The organism is Auritidibacter ignavus, assembly GCF_029853775.1.
GTDB lineage: Bacteria > Actinomycetota > Actinomycetes > Actinomycetales > Micrococcaceae > Auritidibacter > Auritidibacter ignavus.
On record NZ_CP122564.1, the window covers coordinates 2,079,230 to 2,097,837 of the forward strand.

17 protein-coding genes are annotated in these 18,608 nt (G+C 57.9%); 14 read left to right on the forward strand and 3 right to left on the reverse strand.

What is annotated here, in order from left to right:
* Positions 1–46 precede the first annotated feature (46 nt).
* The 4 genes from QDX22_RS09440 (at position 47) to QDX22_RS09455 (ending at position 4,810) form a co-directional block, all read left to right on the forward strand.
* Positions 47–1,729, forward strand: coding sequence for a flavin monoamine oxidase family protein (locus QDX22_RS09440; RefSeq protein ID WP_122549201.1), 1,683 nt, complete (start codon positions 47–49; stop codon positions 1,727–1,729).
* The gene (locus QDX22_RS09445) at positions 1,726–2,502 is read left to right on the forward strand and encodes a carbon-nitrogen hydrolase family protein (protein ID WP_122549202.1); all 777 of its coding nucleotides are present in this window, start codon (positions 1,726–1,728) and stop codon (positions 2,500–2,502) included. The genes QDX22_RS09440 and QDX22_RS09445 overlap by 4 nt, the downstream gene beginning before the upstream one ends.
* Positions 2,503–2,593: 91 nt before the next feature.
* Positions 2,594–3,958: an MmgE/PrpD family protein gene (locus tag QDX22_RS09450; protein WP_110101511.1), complete on the forward strand. Its 1,365-nt coding sequence runs from the start codon at positions 2,594–2,596 to the stop codon at positions 3,956–3,958.
* An 18-nt stretch (positions 3,959–3,976) separates the two neighbouring features.
* Positions 3,977–4,810, forward strand: a complete 834-nt coding sequence (locus QDX22_RS09455; RefSeq protein WP_110099825.1) for a phosphosulfolactate synthase — start codon at positions 3,977–3,979, stop codon at positions 4,808–4,810.
* Here QDX22_RS09455 and QDX22_RS09460 read toward each other — a convergent pair.
* On the reverse strand, positions 4,807–6,030 hold the full coding sequence (locus QDX22_RS09460; protein WP_341771011.1) for a methyltransferase domain-containing protein: 1,224 nt from the start codon (positions 6,028–6,030) through the stop codon (positions 4,807–4,809). The genes QDX22_RS09455 and QDX22_RS09460 overlap by 4 nt on opposite strands.
* Positions 6,031–6,132: 102 nt before the next feature.
* On the opposite strand from QDX22_RS09460, the gene QDX22_RS09465 reads away from it, so the two are divergent.
* Genes QDX22_RS09465 through QDX22_RS09475 form a run of 3 tightly spaced genes read left to right on the forward strand, consistent with a single transcriptional unit; the run spans position 6,133 to position 9,076 of the window.
* On the forward strand, positions 6,133–7,839 hold the full coding sequence (locus QDX22_RS09465) for a carbon starvation CstA family protein (protein ID WP_122549203.1): 1,707 nt from the start codon (positions 6,133–6,135) through the stop codon (positions 7,837–7,839).
* Positions 7,839–8,120 (forward strand): cory-CC-star protein, encoded by a 282-nt coding sequence (locus QDX22_RS09470; protein WP_122549204.1) that lies wholly within the window; start codon positions 7,839–7,841, stop codon positions 8,118–8,120. The genes QDX22_RS09465 and QDX22_RS09470 overlap by 1 nt, the downstream gene beginning before the upstream one ends.
* Positions 8,111–9,076 carry an ArsA family ATPase gene (locus QDX22_RS09475; protein ID WP_166769834.1) on the forward strand — a complete coding sequence of 322 codons (966 nt, stop codon included), beginning with the start codon at positions 8,111–8,113 and terminating at the stop codon, positions 9,074–9,076. Before QDX22_RS09470 ends, QDX22_RS09475 begins: the two co-directional genes overlap by 10 nt.
* Here QDX22_RS09475 and QDX22_RS09480 read toward each other — a convergent pair.
* Positions 9,073–9,801, reverse strand: a complete 729-nt coding sequence (locus tag QDX22_RS09480; protein ID WP_110101515.1) for an IclR family transcriptional regulator — start codon at positions 9,799–9,801, stop codon at positions 9,073–9,075. The two genes, QDX22_RS09475 and QDX22_RS09480, sit on opposite strands and share 4 nt — an antisense overlap.
* A 105-nt stretch (positions 9,802–9,906) precedes the next feature.
* Between QDX22_RS09480 and QDX22_RS09485 the strand changes: the two genes are divergently transcribed.
* The 7 genes from QDX22_RS09485 to QDX22_RS09515 all read left to right on the forward strand — a co-directional run bounded on the left by QDX22_RS09485 (position 9,907) and on the right by QDX22_RS09515 (position 16,755).
* Entirely contained in the window at positions 9,907–11,211 is a 1,305-nt protein-coding gene (locus QDX22_RS09485; protein ID WP_110099861.1) for an enolase C-terminal domain-like protein, read from the forward strand.
* Positions 11,212–11,222: 11 nt separating this feature from the next.
* The gene (locus QDX22_RS09490) at positions 11,223–12,011 is read left to right on the forward strand and encodes an SDR family oxidoreductase (RefSeq protein ID WP_279717793.1); all 789 of its coding nucleotides are present in this window, start codon (positions 11,223–11,225) and stop codon (positions 12,009–12,011) included.
* Positions 12,012–12,019: 8 nt separating this feature from the next.
* A complete protein-coding gene (locus QDX22_RS09495) occupies positions 12,020–13,276 on the forward strand; it encodes an MFS transporter (RefSeq protein WP_110099831.1) in 1,257 nt (418 codons plus the stop codon).
* Positions 13,277–13,280: 4 nt separating this feature from the next.
* The gene (locus QDX22_RS09500; RefSeq protein WP_110099832.1) at positions 13,281–13,694 is read left to right on the forward strand and encodes an RbsD/FucU family protein; all 414 of its coding nucleotides are present in this window, start codon (positions 13,281–13,283) and stop codon (positions 13,692–13,694) included.
* On the forward strand, positions 13,691–14,434 hold the full coding sequence (locus tag QDX22_RS09505; protein ID WP_110099833.1) for an amidohydrolase family protein: 744 nt from the start codon (positions 13,691–13,693) through the stop codon (positions 14,432–14,434). The genes QDX22_RS09500 and QDX22_RS09505 overlap by 4 nt, the downstream gene beginning before the upstream one ends.
* 153 nt (positions 14,435–14,587) lie before the next feature.
* Positions 14,588–15,895, forward strand: coding sequence for an ISL3 family transposase (locus QDX22_RS09510; protein WP_117328628.1), 1,308 nt, complete (start codon positions 14,588–14,590; stop codon positions 15,893–15,895).
* A complete protein-coding gene (locus QDX22_RS09515; protein WP_279717794.1) occupies positions 15,892–16,755 on the forward strand; it encodes a dihydrodipicolinate synthase family protein in 864 nt (287 codons plus the stop codon). The genes QDX22_RS09510 and QDX22_RS09515 overlap by 4 nt, the downstream gene beginning before the upstream one ends.
* On the opposite strand, the gene QDX22_RS09520 is transcribed toward QDX22_RS09515, so the two are convergent.
* Positions 16,752–18,533 carry an HNH endonuclease signature motif containing protein gene (locus QDX22_RS09520; RefSeq protein WP_122549449.1) on the reverse strand — a complete coding sequence of 594 codons (1,782 nt, stop codon included), beginning with the start codon at positions 18,531–18,533 and terminating at the stop codon, positions 16,752–16,754. The two genes, QDX22_RS09515 and QDX22_RS09520, sit on opposite strands and share 4 nt — an antisense overlap.
* Positions 18,534–18,608 lie beyond the last annotated feature (75 nt).

An 18,608-nucleotide genomic window follows, 5' to 3' on the forward strand; every position in this document is an offset into this window, starting at 1 on the left:
AGCTCATGTAAGGTGAGTCACACTGGTTGCTATTCAAGGAGTATCAATGGCGCACACCCACGCTGTTACCATCTTCGGCCCCGATTTCCCCTTCGACTACCGGCACTGGCTCACCGCAGGCCAACACATCGGTCGCCTTCCCGATCACGCACTTGGCACCGAGGTTGCGGTCATTGGCGCCGGCATCTCCGGGCTCGTGGCCGCCTATGAGCTGATGCGACTGGGACTGAAACCCGTGGTCTACGAGGCCGAACGTCTCGGCGGACGGCTACGTTCCGAGCCCTTCACCTTCACGGCAGAACACGCCGGGCGCGATCATTCCGCCATCATTGCCGAGCTGGGTGGCATGCGCTTCCCGGTCTCTTCCACCACGCTGTTTCACTATCTGAATCTGGTCGGATTGGAGACCAAGCCCTTCCCCAACCCGCTCACCGAGGCCGCCGGTAGTACCGTGATCGATTTGGGTGGTGACACCTGGTACGCGCGCAGTCTGGAGGATCTCCCCCCGTTCTTCGCCGAAGTAGCCGAAGCCTGGGATGCCGCCCTGGAGCGAGAATTCGGGCTCAAGAGCCTGCAGGAGGCCATCAAGCGCCAAGACGCCACCGGGCTGAAAGCGGCGTGGAACCAGATCGTGGCCGCCTGGGACGATAAGAGCTTCTACGAGTTCGTGACCGAATCCGAGGAATTTTCCCGCCTGTCCTACCGGCACCGAGAAGTCTTCGGTCAAGTTGGCTTCGGGACCGGGGGCTGGGACTCGGACTTCGCCAACTCCATGCTCGAAATTCTGCGCGTGGTGCTCACCGAATGCGACTCACATCAGCATCTGGTGATCGGCGGCTCCGAACAACTGCCTCGGCGTCTGTGGGAACGCGGTCTGATCGACCCGGTGCACTGGTCTCAGGGCACCAGTCTGGCCGCGCTCCACGACAACCGCCAGCCACGGGGTGCGGTGTCGGGGCTTTACCGCGATGGCGAGCAGATTGTGGTCACCGAAGCCACCGGGAGCGCTCAGCATTACGACGCGGTGGTGGTGACCTGCCAATCCTGGCTCCTGACCACTGAGATCGACTGCGCTGAAGACCTGTTCTCCCAAGAGATGTGGATGGCCTTGGATCGGACTCGGTATATGCAGTCCTCGAAAACTTTCGTGCCCGTCGATCGCCCCTTCTGGAAAGACCAGGACCCCGCCACCGGCCAGGATGTGATGAGCATGACGCTCACCGACCGCATCACCCGTGGGACTTACCTGTTCGATCACGGCGACGATCAGCCCGGGGTGATCTGTTTGACCTACTCGTGGATGTCGGATGCGCTGAAAATGCTACCCTACGACCCAGAGAAGCGTGCCGAGCTGGCGCTAGGAGCCCTGGAGAAGATCTATCCCACCGTCGATATCCGCAGTCACATTATCGGCGAGCCGGTGACCGTCTCCTGGGAAGCCAACCCCTACTTCTTGGGCGCGTTCAAAGGGGCGTTACCGGGCCACTACCGGTACAACCACCGCATGTACGGTCACTTCGTCCAGGACGATCTGCCCGCTAGTCAGCGCGGGATCTTCCTCGCCGGAGACAGCGTGTCCTTTACGCCCGCGTGGGCCGAAGGCGCGGTACAGACCGGGCTGAACGCGGTCTGGGGTGTACTTCACCACTTCGGCGGTACCACCGATCCGGCCAATCCCGGACCCGGTGACCTGTACGAGCAATTCGGACCCCTTGAGCTGGCGCCATGAGACTCGCCATCGCCCAAGTGCCACCGCTCGACGGGGACCCGCCTGCCAATCTGCGCCGGCTGGACCAGCTCGCTCGCCGGGCGCATGACTGCTCAGCTGAGCTGTTGGTGTTGCCCGAAATGTTTCTCACCGGCTACGTGATTGGCCGGCAGCGCATCCTCGAGCTGGCCGGGTCCTATCACCGTGAGGTCGCCGAGATGGCGACCCGCTACCACCTGGCCATCGCTTACGGTTACCCCGAACGCAACGGGGCGACCGTGTTCAACACGGTCGGGGTTCTCGATCAGGCTGGGACGCGGTTGCTCGATCAGCGCAAGATCCACTACTTCGGCCAGCTCGACGCCGACCAGTTCGACCCTCCGCCCAGGCGGCCGCCTCAGGTGGTCTCCTGGCGGGGCTGGCAGATCGGGGTGGCGATCTGTTATGACATCGAATTCCCCGAAACTGCCCGCGCGCTCGCGGTGGCCGGGGCGGATCTGATCGTGGTGCCCACCGCGAACATGATCGACTACGACCAGGTGCAACACCTGCTGTTGCCGGCCCGCGCTCTGGAAAATCAGGTGTATCTGGCCTACGCCAACTATTGCGGGTCCGATACCCAGCACGAGTATGGCGGACTGTCCCGCGTGCTGGCGCCAACCGGGGAGGTTGTCGCCACCGCAACGCGGGACCCCACCATCCTGGTGGTGGAGATCGATCGTGACCGACTGACCGCCTGTCGACAGCGCCATTCGTATCTGGTCGACCGACGTTTCGACATTACTCTTAGGTAAACTGATGTCAATTACCGCACATAGGTGTTGCGTAATTAGTGGGCGTGCCCTACACTCCAAAGTGTCAACGGTTTTGGAGAGGAGGGACATCATGACCGAGATTCAGGATTTGGCTGAATTTGTGGTCGCGGCCGATTCAGCCACGATGTCCGAACACGCTGTGAAACAACTCAAGATTCGTGTCATGGACACCATTGCCGTTGCTATTGGTGCCTTGAACGCCGAGCCCCTCGTGGCGATCCGCGAGCTGGTGGACGAGCAGGGTGGCTCCGAACAGGCCACGCTGATCGGTGGCGGACGTACCACCGCCGAGAAAGCCGCCTTTTACAACTCGGCACTCTCACGCTACTTGGACTTCATGGATGCCTACTTAGCGCCGAAGGAAACCAACCACCCCAGTGACAACATGGGGGCTGTGCTGGCAGCCGCCGAACTGGCCGGGGCCAGTGGCAAAACCTTCCTGGACGCTTTCGCGGTGGCGATTCAGGTCCACACGCGACTCTCCGACGTCGCTCCGGTGCGCGATCGCGGCTTCGACCACACCACCCAGGGTAGCTATGCCGCAGCCGCTGGCGTCGCGAAGGCCTTGGGACTCACCGCCGATCAAGCCGCCCATGCGATGGCCATTGCCGGCACTGCGAATAATGCATTGCGCGTGACCCGCACCGGGGATTTATCGCACTGGAAAGGCCTGGCCTACGCCCACGTGGCACAGGCAGCGACCTGGGCGGCCTTGCTGGCCCAACGTGGCATTACCGGACCCGCCGAGGTCTTTGAGGGCAATAAGGGCTTCAAGGACTCCATCGCTGGAGATTTCCAGATCTCCTGGTCCGCCGAAGATCTCGAGAAGGTCACAGAGACCATCATCAAAAAACACAATGCCGAGATCCACTCGCAGTCGGCCCTGGAAGCCGCTCAAGATATGCGCGCCCAGCACGATTTCGACCCCACAGCGATCGCCAGCGTGAAGCTGAAGACCTTCGACGTCGCCTGGAACATTATCGGTGGGGGTGAAGAAGGCGATAAACGCACCATCCGCACCAAGGAAGAAGCCGATCACTCCCTGCCGTGGATGCTGGCTTGCGTGCTCCTCGATGGAGAGCTCACTCCGGCACAATACAGCCCCGAGCGCATCGTGGCTGACGATGTGCAATCGCTGATGACCAAGGTCGAGATTGCCGAAGATCCCGAGTTCTCCGCGCAGTTCCCACAGCATATGCCCGCTGAGCTGACCGTCACGCTACAGGACGGCACGGTGCTCAACGCCGAAAAACGGTCTTACCCGGGCTTTCACGATGATCCGATGAACTGGCAAGACGAACGCGCCAAGTTCGACGCGCTCGTTAGCCCCTTCACCACCGAAGACTGGCGCGACCACATGGTGGAAGTCATTTACGATCTCGACAACCGCCCGATTGCAGACCTGACTGAGCTTCTGGCTCAGGTGAACCGCTAAGAAGAAAGAGAGGTTCAGATGTCGAACGAGATTCCTTTCGATGTCTCGATGAACTTTGTCCCGCGCGCTCACCGTCCCGCCAAGCCGCGCACCATCGGTATGACCGAGATTCGAGCGCCACACTACTCGACCTACGGCACCCGGCATATGCAGGATGTCTTCGACGTGGCCGGGCAGTGGATTGACGGCATTAAGTGGGCCGGTGGTTCTTTCGCGCTGATTCCCGACGAACAAGTCAAGGCCATCAACGAGATCGCCCACCACGGTGACGCCTACGTCTCCTCGGGAGGCTGGATCGAGACCGTCTTGCGTTACGGCGACGAGGCCGTGGACGAATACCTGAAACGGGCCAAGGACCTCGGCATGGACGTCATCGAGATTTCCACCGGCTTCATTATGCTCCCCACCTCGGGGTTGCAGCGACTGGTGGAACGCGTGGCGAACGCTGGGCTGAAACCCAAGCCCGAACTGGGCATTCAGATCGGTTCCGGTGGTGACTCCGCCGAATCCGAACTCGCTGCTGAAGGTGCCAAAGACGTCGGTGACCTGATTGATCGCGGCAAGGCCGCCCTCGAGGCTGGCGCCGAGATCATCATGATCGAATCCGAAGGGATCACCGAGAACGTCGCCGAATGGAATACCGGGGTGGCCGCTTCCATCATGAACGGTCTCGGTCAGGAGAACGTGATGTTCGAGGCCGCCGACCCGCTGGTGTTCGAGTGGTACCTGAAGAATTACGGCAACGAGGTCAACCTATTCGTCGACCACTCCCAGATTCTGCAACTGGAAGGAATGCGACAGAACATTTGGGGCAATAAGGGCTCCTGGGGTCGCATCATCAACCCGAGCTAACCGCAACGACTCAGTAACACCAGCGTTTCGCAGTGGGCGGTTTGGGGGAACATATCGAGCACGGTGCCCCGTACCGGCGTGAAGTCCGGCAGATACTCCAGATCGGCCGCCAAGGTCTTGGGGTGACAACTGGAGTAGAGCACGTGATCGGTGTGGGTGTTTAACCAGCTGGCAAGCTCGGCTCCGATCCCGCGTCGGGGCGGATTGACCACCACCAGATCTGGCCGTTCCTCCGCCGTTGCCAGTCTGGTGGCATCCCCGGCCCGGAACTGCACGGTGTCCGCCAGCCCCAGATCGGCCACCGTCTGATTGCCAGCGGTGATCGCTTGCGGTGAGCTCTCCATGCCCCACACCCGCAACGGGGTGCCGGCCCGACGCGCTGTGTCGGCCAGGGTTAACCCAAAACCGCCCACTCCGGCATAGAGATCCCACACCACACGGATCTCCGGCAACTCAGCGATCCATGTGGCCGCGCGGTGATATAGCTCGGCAGCAATGACGGTGTTGGTTTGGAAAAACCCTTGCGGGCGTAACCGCAACGGTACCCCATTGAGCAACATCGTCAGCGTCTGATCCCCGGCCAGGTGGATCTCCTCGTCGCCTTCCAGCAACGCTTGATGCTGGGGCAAAATATTGGCGGTGATCACCCGGGCCGGGGCCTGGCGCCGTGCCAGCTCGTCTTGGAGTGCTGGCAGATGCTCGCGTAGCGGGGCGAGTTGATCGGTGGAGCGCAACACGAACCGGATCATCAGCTGTTGTTGCGGTGAAACCGTGATGATCACGTGCTTGAGCTCGCCGCGACGCGTGGGCATCTGATACGGCTCGATCCCGGCGGCTATGATCAGTCGGCGGATCGGCTCAAAACTCGCTATGATCGCTGGCTCGTATAGCGGGCACTCGGACAGATCTACCCCGGTGCCATCGTGATGCTTCGGATGCTGATCCGGATCCAGAATTCCGAGATTCGGTTCGTGGGCAGATCCGGTCACGACCATCTTGGCCTTATTGCGGAACCCTTCCTCCGGTGAGCACACCGGCGCCGTCCAGAAGTCGTCGAGGTTGCTATCCCGACTGGCCAGGATCGGGTCAAGGTAGGAGCGCACTGTGGAGACCTTTTCGGACAACTGCACGGTATACGGGATATTCATCCAGGTGCACGACCGGCACAGCCCCTTGTCGAAGTAGTCACAGCGCATGTCCTCAATTTTAAACAGTGTCATACAGCGGTTGATCACAGGCGTCATCTACTAGCCTTCAGAAGTAAAAATCTGCTGTGATGTAGTACGCTTTCGGCAGTATTCCATCTCACACCTGAGGACATCATGAACTCACTCATCCTTGCCGTGGTCGGGGTCGCCATGATCCTGTTGGGCTACTTTCTCTATTCGAAATTCCTCTCGCAAAAGGTCTACAAGCTTTCTTCCACCTACCTCACGCCGGCTCACCAGTTCCGTGACGGGGTGGACTTCGTTCCCACCAATAAATATGTGCTGTGGGGCCACCACTTCACCTCGGTGGCCGGTGCGGCCCCGATCGTTGGTCCCGCGGTGGCGGTGATCTGGGGTTGGGCCCCGGCTTTCCTTTGGGTGACCCTCGGCACCATCTTCTTCGCCGGCATGCACGACCTGGGCGCCCTGTGGGCCTCCAGCCGGCACAAAGGCCGTTCCATCGGAACCCTGTCCGGCCGTTACATCGGCACCCACGGGCGAAATCTTTTCCTGGTGGTCATTTTCCTGCTGTTGCTGATGGTCAACGCCGCTTTCGCCGTGGTGATCTCCGGACTGCTGGTCTCCACCCCAACCGCCGTGATCCCCACCTGGGGTGCGATCGTGGTAGCGCTGCTGATCGGTCAGGCCATCTATAAGTGGAAGTGGAACCTGCCGCTCGTATCGGTGATCGGTGTGGTCGTCCTCTACGGCTTGATGATCCTTGGCGACCGGTACCCCGTTGAACTGCCCGAGACCATCATGGGCCTGTCCGCTAGTGCGTTCTGGATTGTGGTGCTGTTCATCTACGCCGGGATCGCCTCGGTGCTTCCTGTGTGGATGCTGTTGCAGCCACGTGACTACATCAACGGCCTGCAGCTCTTCGTCGGTCTGGCCCTACTCTACGGCGCTATCTTGATCTCGAACCCCACCGTGGTTGCTCCCGCGGTGAACCAAGACCTCCCCGAGGGTACTCCGGGAATCTTCCCGTTGTTGTTCGTCACGATTGCCTGTGGGGCGATCTCTGGTTTCCACGGCATCGTCTCCTCGGGGACCTCGTCCAAACAGCTCGATAAGGAATCCGATGCGCGGTTCGTGGGCTACTTCGGTGCGGTGGGCGAAGGCTTGCTCGCCCTGGGTACCATCATCGCGACCACCTCAGGTTTCCAAGCCTTGGCGGATTGGAAAGAGGTCTACTCGGAGTTCAATGCCGGTGGTGCCCCAGCCTTTGTGGAAGCCGGTGGCAACATTCTGAACATGGGATTGGGCATCCCACCGTCGCTGTCGGCCACGATCCTGGCCACCATGGCCGTGCTTTTTGCAGCCACCACCATGGATACCGGCGTCCGGTTGCAACGTTTCGTGGTTGCTGAAATTGGTCAGACTATGGGCCTGAAGCTCAATCCTCTCGTGGCCACCTTGATCGTGATGCTGGTGACCATGGGGCTGGCTTTCTCGGCTGGTGCGGATGGCGAAGGTGGCATGATCATCTGGCCACTGTTCGGTACCACCAACCAGCTGATGGCTGCCCTCACCCTGTCGGTCTTGACCATCATCCTGGCACGCCTGAAGCGTCCCATCTGGCCGGTGGTGATCCCATTGGTCTTTGTGCTGGTGGTCTCGGTCTACGCGCTGATCATTCAGCTGGGCCAGTTCTACCGAGAGGAAAATTGGTTGCTCCTGGTGCTGGATATCATCATCCTGGTCGCCTCGCTGTTGGTGATCATCACCGCGGTGCGGGCCTACATCACCACCCGCAACGAACCGCTGGATCTTGATACCGAGCATGATGATCTCGATGCCAACGCGCAGGCCAAGGTCTAATGGCTACGGCACGCTGGCGGTGGGTCCGGGACAAATTTGTCGCACTCGCCGCAGGACTCCATGAGTTCTACGCCGGACCCTACCGGCAGACTTTTGCACGTTCCGCCCGCGACGAGGATGACCTGCTGATGATGATGGTTTTCTCCGAAGCATTAGGTATTCCCAATCCGGCCACTTACTACACGGCTGAGCTAATGCCCGTGCTGTACGAGAACTTCCACGACTGGCACCGACGCATGGGAATGGAACGCTCACCGGTGGAAGGACTACGGTGCTGCTAAACCAGTTCCTCACCCAGGTGATCGGCAACCGATCCGTCGTGCTCTTTGGTGGGAAAGGTGGAGTCGGTAAAACCACGTTGTCTGCCACCGCCGCCCTGGCCGTGGCTCGTGCTCGCCCTGACGCGCGTCTTCTGTTGGTCTCGACCGACCCTGCACATAACCTCGGGCACCTGTTTGAGCGGCAATTTTCGGATCAGCCCGAACGGTTACACGACAACCTTTGGGTACTCGAAGCTGATCCGCAGCGGGTTGCCGCTGAGCATTTTGATACCGTGGCTGAGACGGTCCGAGGCATGATGCCCGCGCATTTGCACGGCGAGGTCACCCGGTATTTCCGGGCCGCCACCGCCTCGCCGGGCGCTCACGAGGCGGCGCTGTTGGAGCATATGGCGCAGCTGAGCTTGAGCCCGGACTGGGATCTGATGATTTTTGATACCGCCCCGACCGGTCATACGCTCCGGCTGCTGGAACTGCCCGAGACGATGACGACCTGGGCTGAAGCCATGCTGTCGCGGCGCCGGAAATCCGAGAACTACGTCGCGGCCCTAAATGCATTGCCCGGTCCTGACCAACCCGAAGGCACCACGCCCACCGATGAACGCAATGCCAGAATCCGTACCGCGCTGTACCGTCGCAAGGAATTGCTGGAGAACTTTCATCGATTGCTGACTGATTCTGCCCGGTGTGGTTTCATCCCGGTCACCGCCGCTGAGCGACTTCCGGTTCAGGAAACGCTGGAGCTGACCGATCAACTGCGATCCAGTCGCATCCCTGTCGTCGCGGTGATGATTAATCGCCGAACGCCGGCCGGATCCGAGGGAGTTTTTGCCGAGCGCCGGGAGCGTGAAGCAGTATGGGCTCAGCGCGTCACCGAGACATTCTCCCCGGTTTTCCAGGTTCCGCTCTATACCGACGGCGACCTGGAGCAGATCTTGGCCTCCACCGATGCTGGCTAAGATCCAAGCCGATAGGAAATCTCTGTCGCAGCCCTAACGACTTCATCGGCAAGTCCATGCATGTTGACGTTTTCCATGGCCAAGGTGGTCACCGAAACCGCATGAGAAACTTGTCCCAAGTAGTTGGTCACGGGTGCCCCGACGCAACGAATGCCCGGCACATTCTCTTCATCGTCGAGGGCGTACCCCTGTTCGCGCACCCGATCCAGCTCTTTGGTTAACGCCGTCAAGTTTGTAATTGTCCGGGGAGTCTTGGCGTTTAGACCTGGGTGGTCGGCGTAATCAGCCACATATTCTGGGCTGGAGGTTGCCAGTAGCACCTTGCCGATCGAGGTGGAATGTAGCGACAGGCGATCACCAACATGGGAAGGGAGTCTGTAGGGCATTCGACCGTTGTCGATAGCCACATATATGGCCTCATTATCGTTACGAGCTCCCACATGTACCGTAAACCCGGTCTCGTGCGCTAGACGATGGATAACCGGTGTGGCTACTGCGGAAATATCGATCGCGTCAAAAGCTTCGGATGCCATCGATAACATTGCTGGCCCTGGAAAATATTGCTCGTCGAAGGTTAAGAAACCGTAGCTCAGTAGTTTCTGCAGGATCCGATGCACGGTGGCTTTCGCTAGACCAGTATCTTCAACGATATCGGTGAAACGTCGATGAGTGATAGCAGAACGTAGCACCATCAGAGTTTTGTCGGTGGCGGTCACAGGCTCCATAGGAGACAAATCCTTGTGCTGGGAGATCGGTGAAACTAGGCTCAATAGTACAAAACAAAATATGAAACTTAGTTTCATCTGATGGAACTCAATGGGGAGTATGACATGAGCCTGATTACCCAAGCGCGCACAAGTGACGTGCGTTTTCCAACCTCCGATTTTCTCGATGGTTCTGACGCGATGAACCCCGATCCGGATTACTCGGTGGCCTATCTCACTGTCGAAACTGACGCCGGGGAGACCGGCCATGGGTTTGTGTTCACTATTGGTCGCGGAAACGACGTGGTTGTCGCAGCGATTGATTCGCTGAAACACTATGTTGTCGGCTCCGAGGTGGACGCGCTACTGGCAGATATGGGTGCGACATCTCAAATGTTTATAAACGATTCTCAGCTCCGCTGGCTTGGTCCGGAAAAAGGCGTGGAGCACATGGCCATTGGAGCGATGCTCACCGCCCTCTGGGACCTTAAAGCCAAGCGAGAGAAGAAACCGCTCTGGGAATTGCTTGCGGACATGACACCAGAGCAACTCGTCGATCTGGTGGACTTTCGTTATTTATCAGATGCCATCACTCGCAATGAAGCTCTCGACATACTGCGATGTGCTGAGCCCACTCGTGCCGAGCGCAAAGCTGACCTCTTAGCCAATGGTTACCCGGGATACTCGACAGCTCCGGGGTGGTTGGGCTACTCAGACGAGAAGATGGTGGGCTTGTGTCAAGAGGCCGTTAAGGACCACGGTTTCGGTCAGATTAAGCTCAAAGTCGGTGGCAGCGTGGAAGATGACTGGCGACGACTTGCTCTCGCTCGTGAGGCTGTGGGGCCGGACGTGAAACTAGCGGTCGATGCCAACCAAGTTTGGGATGTTCCCGAAGCAATTGAGTGGATCAACCAGCTTCAAGATTACGATTTAGCATGGGTAGAAGAGCCGACCAGCCCGGACGATATTCTCGGGCATCGTGCGATACGTGAGGCCATTACCCCTATCCCAGTCGCGACCGGTGAACAAATGCAGAACCGGATCATCGCCAAGCAGTTCATTACTTCGGGTGCTCTAGACGTTTATCAGATGGATGCCACTCGGGTAGCCGGACCGAATGAGAACATAGCGATCTTGCTATTGGCCGCTAAGTACGGAGTTCGCGTTTGCCCCCATGCTGGCGGTGTAGGGCTATGCGAGTTGGTGGCTCACATGTCAATGTTTGACTATATCGCCGTTTCGGCGACTAAAGAAAACCGATTCATCGAATATGTCGATAACCTACACGAGCATTTTGTGACTCCCACCGAAATTCGTCAGGGCCATTATGTGGCTCCCAGAACTCCAGGCGCGTCGAGCGAAATGAAGCCTGAATCAATCACGGCATATACCTTTGACGCCGCGTCGCAGCGACTTCTAAACCAGCAATAAGGAGACCTATCGTGGATCTGAAACTAGCAGAAAAACCCATAATTGTTACCGGTGGTAAACATGGCATTGGACGGGCCATCACTGAATCTCTGGCACGTGAAGGTGCTATACCCGTCGTCTTGAGCCGTTCGGAAGCCGATGAGGATTTTACCGCTTCAATGAGTGATCTAGGCGCTACCTATGAATATTACACGGTTGACCTAAACAATACGGAGCAAATTGCACCGATCGTTGATGAAGTCTACCGGAAGTACGGTGTCCTGGCCGGAGTGGTCAATAACGCTGGGACAAATGACAACCTGGATCTAGATAGCACCACTTGGGAAGAATTCGAGAAGTCTCTGCACGGCAATCTCACCCATTACTACGAAACCGTGCATGCCTCGGTGAATTACTTGCGCGAATCTAAGGGGTCCATTCTAAATATCACGTCCAAAACCGCGGTAACGGGTCAGGGAAAGACGTCCGCCTATGCGGCCGCGAAAGGTGCGATCCTTGGTCTGACACGCGAGTGGGCGGCCGCCCTTGCGAAGGACTCGGTACGTGCTAATGCGATTGTGGTTGCAGAAGCCTGGACCCCGATGTATGCCAATTGGATTAAAACTTTCGGGGCAGAAGCCGAACAACAAGCGCGACTTGAGGAGATCACCGAAAACATCCCCTTGGAAAAGCGGATGACGACTCCGAAAGAAATCGCTGATATGGGTGTTTTCTTGCTCTCACCACTGTCCAGCCACACCACAGGTCAGCAGATTTACGTTGACGGTGGGTACGTTCATCTCGACCGCGCGCTGAATTAGGAGCCATCATGTCTGCGGAAAATACCGGACGAAAAACCTCGGCCGTCCGCACGGCCATTATCTTGGTTACTGCCCTCTTCTTTATCTGGGGTTTGACCATGAACCTCGTCAATGGCATCCGTGACCCGTTTGCCACCTATCTTCAACTTTCCGGTGCGGAGTCTTCGCTCTTGCAGGTCGCTTATTTCGGGGCATATTTCGTGATGGCGATCCCAGCAACAATGGTGGCGAAACGGCATGGGTATAAGGGTGGCATGATTGTCGGGCTCGTATTTTTTGTTCTCGGTGCGGCGCTGACTATCCCTGCGACTTCTACATTGTCCTACTGGATATTTCTTATAGCGATGTTCGTTATTGCTCTGGGGGCCGCTGCGCTGGAAGCTAACTGCAACCCGTATATGACCAAGATTGGGGGTGAAAGTACTGCGTCGACGCGGATGAACATCGCCCAGGGGTTTAACGGTATTGGTCAGGTCATTGGCCCCTTGTTGCTTGGCCTGATCCTGGGTGAGACGGTAACCGCCGGCGACCCCGGCTTCCAGGAAGCCCGGGATACTTTTATGGGGCAGACCGCACTGATCTATACGGTCATCGGTATTGTTGTGCTTGCCGTGTTGCTGGTATTCGTCTTCGCCAAACTCCCCACACCCGCAGGCGATGATGTGGGGATGGCTAATTCGGCGAGGTTTGGAGCGGTGTTCTTTAGGCCCTACTTCACCTTTGGTGTAGTTGCCTTGTTCGTTTACGTGGGGTTGCAAACTCTTGGATTTTCAGTGTTTTCGACCTTTGCTCAGCAGCAGTGGGACGGGATCAACGCCGGAGTGGCTTCTACCCTTTTGGCAGTTCTGACTGTGCTCTTCGCGTTGGGGCGCTTCGCCACGGCGCCAGTTTTCAAATACGTTGAATCTGGAAAAGTTCTTGCCATCTATTTCAGTGCTGGTTTTGCGATGATGTTCTTAGCGGCACTTGGACTCGGGCCCATCTCAGTGATCGCGTTTATGGTGCTTTACTTCTTTATGTCGATTGGCTTCCCAACTATTTACGCGTTGGCACTGCGTGGCATTGATGGAGCCGCGGCGAAGAACGGTGCAGCGATACTCACGATGACTATTGGCGGTGGAGCAGTTATCCCGCTCCTGTTGGGTTTCGTCCAAGACGCTTTCGGTTTGGAAGCTTCGCTATTTGTGTCTCTGATTGGCTTTGCCTACCTGGTTTGGTACGGCATTTCCGGTTCTCGAATCGGCTACCACCAGAAAGTGAGTTAGGACAATGCTCAAGGGAATTGACTCGGTCATTTCGCCGGAACTTCTTAAGGTCCTTGCTGAAATGGGCCACGGGGACACAATTGTGCTTGCGGACGCGCACTTTCCCGCGACTTCCATCGGGCAGCGGATTGTGCGTGCTGATGGCCACGGGACTTTACGGCTAGTCAAGGCAGTTCTTGAGCTGATCCCGTTAGATACCTACATTGAGAAACCCGTTACGCTTATGGAAGTCGTGGCTGGAGATCGGGTAGAAACGCCTATCTGGAACGATTATATCGAGCTCCTAAACGAGGAGAATATTGGGTTTTTGAACCGCTTCGACTTCTATGAGCAGGCTCAGCAGGCTTATGCAGTGGTGGCTACGGGCGAAGTCGCGCAGTATGCCAATTTGATCTTGACCAAAGGGGTGGTTGTATGAAGGTCATTGACGCCCATTTTCACCAGTGGGATCCGAATGTTCAGTCGATCCCGTGGCTGAGCGACAGACTGAACCGAACGTACCGGTTCGAGGATCTTCGGGCTGAATATGACAAGTATGATGACGTCGAGTTTCTCGGTGGGGTCTACGTTGAAATTGATCAAGATGATCCAGAACAGGAAGATCAGTTGGTCTACGAACGTCAGAGACCACAAATCCTCGGACGGGTTTTGCGATCTCAACTAAGCCCGTGGATGAGGGTGCCTGTCCACGCTACCGGCATTCGAGAGCCGCTTCACACTGCTCCTTCTGGAAGAGTGATGGAACAGAGTTTTATAGAAGGTCTGCGCTCTCTGCCTCTGCCCTTTGATGTCACATGCAGAGGCGAAGACATCACGGATATAGCCCGAGCCCTGGCTAAGGTTCCTGAAGCACAGCTCGTTTTGGATCACCTGGGCAATGTCACCGATTTGACCCCTGAATCACGAGCTGCGTTGCGGGATTTGGCCCAGTTGCCTAGCTGCTATGTCAAGATCTCCGGCGATGACCCGGTGCAGAAGGAAGTAGTGGACTATGTTGCCGAAACGTTCGGGAAGTTCAAAGTGCTTTACGCATCAAATTTCCCGGTGCGAGCTGACTTCGATGAGCACTTCTGCTTTGTCCGATCAGTCTTTAAAGATGACGAGGATGTCTTCGCCTTCAACGCGCTTCGCGCTTATCAAATTGGTCAGGAGCGATAATGTTTAACGGAGTCTATACGCCGTCAATTACCGGCTCTTCACAATCGAGGGTGTAGACGGGGGTCTCGGGGAAGTGGCGCGTCGATAGCTGGATAGAGGTCGAGGCCTTCCGATGATGGAAGTTCCTACACAAGCCATCTGAAAGACCTCGACGTGCCTAACGCTACCTTCGACGACTGTGACCTGACCAAGTTTTGCCGGCTGGACGAGCTCGGCCTTCAAGCTACCGGGCAACGGGTGGAGCCCGGGCGGGCGGTACTGGCCTGTCGGGTGGTGGAGCCAGATGAGTGGTGTCACCGCTGTGGTTCTCAGGGCACCGCGCGGGGCACGGTGATCCGCCGGCTGGCGCACGAGCCGCTGGGCTGGAGGCCCACGACTCTGCACGTCACGGTTCGGCGCTACCGGTGCGCCGACTGCGCCCACGTCTGGCGCCAGGACACCACCGCCGCGGCAGAGCCGAAGGCCAAGCTCTCCCGCCGTGCCCTGCGCTGGGCCCTGGAAGCTCTGGTCGTGCAGCACCTGACCATCGCCCGGGTCGCCGAGGCGTTGGGGGTGCGGTGGAACACCGCCAACGACGCCGTGCTGGCCGAGGGCAAGCGTCTGCTCATCGACGACCCGGCCCGGTTTGACGGGGTCACCGCGATCGGCGTGGATGAACACGTCTGGCGCCATACCCGGCGTGGCGACAAGTACGTCACCGTGATCATCGACCTCACACCACTGCGCGTCGGCACCGGTCCGGCGAGGTTGCTGGACATGGTCGAGGGCCGCTCCAAACAGGCCTTCAAGACCTGGCTGGCCGAGCGTCCGGCTTCCTGGCGGGATGGCGTGGAGGTGGTGGCGATGGACGGGTTCACCGGCTTCAAGACCGCAGCCACTGAGGAGATCCCCGAAGCCACCACGGTCATGGACCCCTTCCATGTGGTCCGCCTGGCCGGAGACGCGCTCGAGCGATGCCGCCGGCGAGTCCAGCAACAGGTGAACGGCCACCGGGGCCGCAAACAGGATCCGCTCTACAAGGCCCGCCGGACCCTGCTGACCGGGGCCGACCTGCTCACCGAGAAGCAGTATTCCAGGATCCAGGACCTCTTCGAGGCTGACGAGCATGTGGAGGTCGAGGCCACGTGGGCGTTCTACCAGCACATGGTCGCCGCCTACCGCCAGACAGACAGGGCCGAGGGCAGGGCGATGATGGAGCAGCTGATCGCCAAGCTGGGCCGGGCAGTGCCGACCAAGCTCATCGAGCTGGCCGGTCTGGGTAGGACGCTGAAGAAAAGGGCGGCAGACATCCTGGCCTACTTCGACCGCCCCGGAACCTCCAACGGACCCACCGAGGCCATCAACGGACGACTCGAACACCTGCGCGGATCCGCCCTGGGCTTCCGGAATCTCACCAACTACATCGCCAGGTCCTTGCTCGAGAGCGGAGGATTCAAGCCCCGTCTACACCCTCGATTGTGAAGAGCCCAATTACCCCGCTGCAAAACGGTTCCTTCGATTTTGACAACTGGAAACGACACCTCGATCATCTAGTTGAGGCTGGGATAGACGGCGTGTTGCTCTTTGGTTCTATTGGTGAGTTCTACGGGTTCACCTTGGAGCAAAAGAAAGAAGCCGTGGCTATTCTGGCTGAGCATCTTGATTCGAGGATCCAACTGTTAGTGGGGACCGGAGCTACTCGCCAAGAAGACGTAATCGAATTATCGAATTTCTCGCGCGAACATGGTGCAGATGCAGTAGTTGTGGTTTCACCGTACTACTTCGGCCCTTCGGAATGCTCGGCTGAGAAGTTTTTCGCTACCGTCGCTGAATCTGTCCACATGCCGGTTATGCTCTATAACTTTCCGGCCCGGACTGGTTCGGACCTCGGCCCGGAGCTTGTAACCCGTCTCGCGAGCAAATATCAAAATATTGTGGGGATCAAAGATACGGTGGATTCTGCTTCGCATACCAGGGAAGTTATTCAAGCTGTGTCGAAAGCCCGGGATGACTTTTCAGTGCTATCGGGTTTTGATGAGTACTATTTGACCAACAGAGTCAGTGGTGGTGCCGGGATACTTTCTGGGTTGACCAATGTTGAACCCGAGCTGTTCGTCAGGCTACACCGGGCTTACCAAGCAAAACACTGCCAGACCGTGGTCGAGTGTGCTACTCGTATAACAAGTTTGATGCGACTTTATGACACAGCTGATCTTTTCATTTCGGCCATAAAAGTAGCGGTAAAAACCAAGGGACTACCGATAAGCACAGAGATTCTCGAACCAGGCGTACAGGCTGATCAAGAGCTAGAAAAAAGTGTAAGTAAAGTTTTGAAATCTTAACTGTGTGCCCTGACGTTTCGACGGGGAGTGGGATCAGGGTTCAGCCACGGAGCCGGTGAGAACCACACTCCCTCGCGGTCGACTCTGACAATACTCCACTTACCGGTGTGCACATCGGTATGGTGGGCGCTACAGAGTAGTACCGCGTTATCGATGTCCGTTTCGCCACCGTGTTCCCACTCTGTGATGTGGTGGACGTGGCACCAGGCTGGAGGCATAGTGCACCCCGGTGTGGCACACCCGCGGTCTCGAGCCACCAGGCAGCGGTGTTGAGCGGCGGAAAAATCGCGTCGCTGCCGTCCCATGTCTAGGACCTCGTGGTCGCCATCCATGAGTTGCGGGATGATTCCGGCGTGGCAGGCCATCGCTCTGAGTCGTGAGGGATGAATCGTTGCAGAATATTGACCTTCGGATCGGAATCTGTGTCCGCGAGTGGTGGGGTCATCAACCAACCAATCTCGAAGTGTGGACCTTCTGAGATCCTCATCGAGCTGGAAGCGTCGGGAGAGTTGATGGCTGAAGGTTTCGTAGTCCATGGTCACGATCATCTTCGTATCTTGACCGCGGGTGGAGGGGAGCGCGTTCTTCTGACGGCCTGCTCCGAGTCCCGCGGTGAGGACCGCGAACAGTGCATTCAGCGTACGCTGATTGCGACTTCTCCGGTCGAGCAGATCGTGCTCTGCGTACACCTGCTCAGTGCCGTTCTCGTCAACACTGATCACATCGTGGGGTTTCAGCTCTGGGAAGTTTGCCATGATTGCTTTGATCAGCGGATTGCGTGGCGTCTGCGCCTGAGCCTCGTTGGTGGCGTTGTTTTTCAGGGCAGCGTAGTTGTTCGCAGCATGGTCGATGGTCGAGAGGAGTTCGGCAGACAACCCGTACACCGTACCACCGAAATCAAGGCCACCATCTTCACGCGGTCGGACCCAAAAATCTTCCCGGCCCCGCTGTGGGTCGACGACCTCCTCGGGTGCCGGGCCGTCTTGATCAATGTGGTGGCAGATCTTGGGTAGCCATTCCTTGCAGAGCGTGTTGAACTCGTTGACGCTGAGTTCCTCGGCGCGCTCGACCAGCAGGGGCACGACCTCATCAAGCAGTCGATCGATCAAACCAGGTGGAGTATGTGTGTTCCGGGCATACTTCTTGACATCATTGACCAGGCGAATGAGCCGGTCCAAGTGTTCTGTGCTGATCGACCCAATGCTGAAGGCCTTCGTCGCTGCGGGAAACTCCGGTGGGATCTCGGGGCCGCCACTGATCGGTGGTGGACCGCCGGAGATGAATTCGGAGCGTTGCTGGCGTTGTTTGGCTTCTCGAGTTCCGATCCCGACAGACTCGGTAAAGTACTTCCGGCCATCCCGGTAACCACGAGCGCCCTCGGGAACGCCCAAAAGATCCTGCTGATCGGCACTGGACGCCGTGGCGCGTTGGGTATGACCGCTCAACAGCGTCTGGGCCCCGGCCAACGCAGTCTGCAAGGCTTCTGCCACATGGTTTATTTCCGGCAACGAGTCCCAGTAGTTGTCAGGTTCCACTAACCGCGTGGAGTCATGTTGTTGCGGGGCGGAGGCGAGCGACGAGTTCCAGTCTGCGCTCGCGGTTTCGGGAGTGTAGCGAGCGAATTTCTCGTAAGCGTCCGATGCGGCCAGGTCCTGCCCCAGCGATTTGAGCAAGACCAGAGCAGCGGCGGCCTTATCTCCCATGGAGGCCCCGGCCACGCCATCGAGATCCAAAAATGACAATGGGTGGCGGGCGCGCGGTGCGTCAGTGACCGTCATCGTGCACACCTCCCATCATCGATCAGTTGTTTGATAATATGCTCTGTCATTCGTTATGTAGAACATAGTATCGAT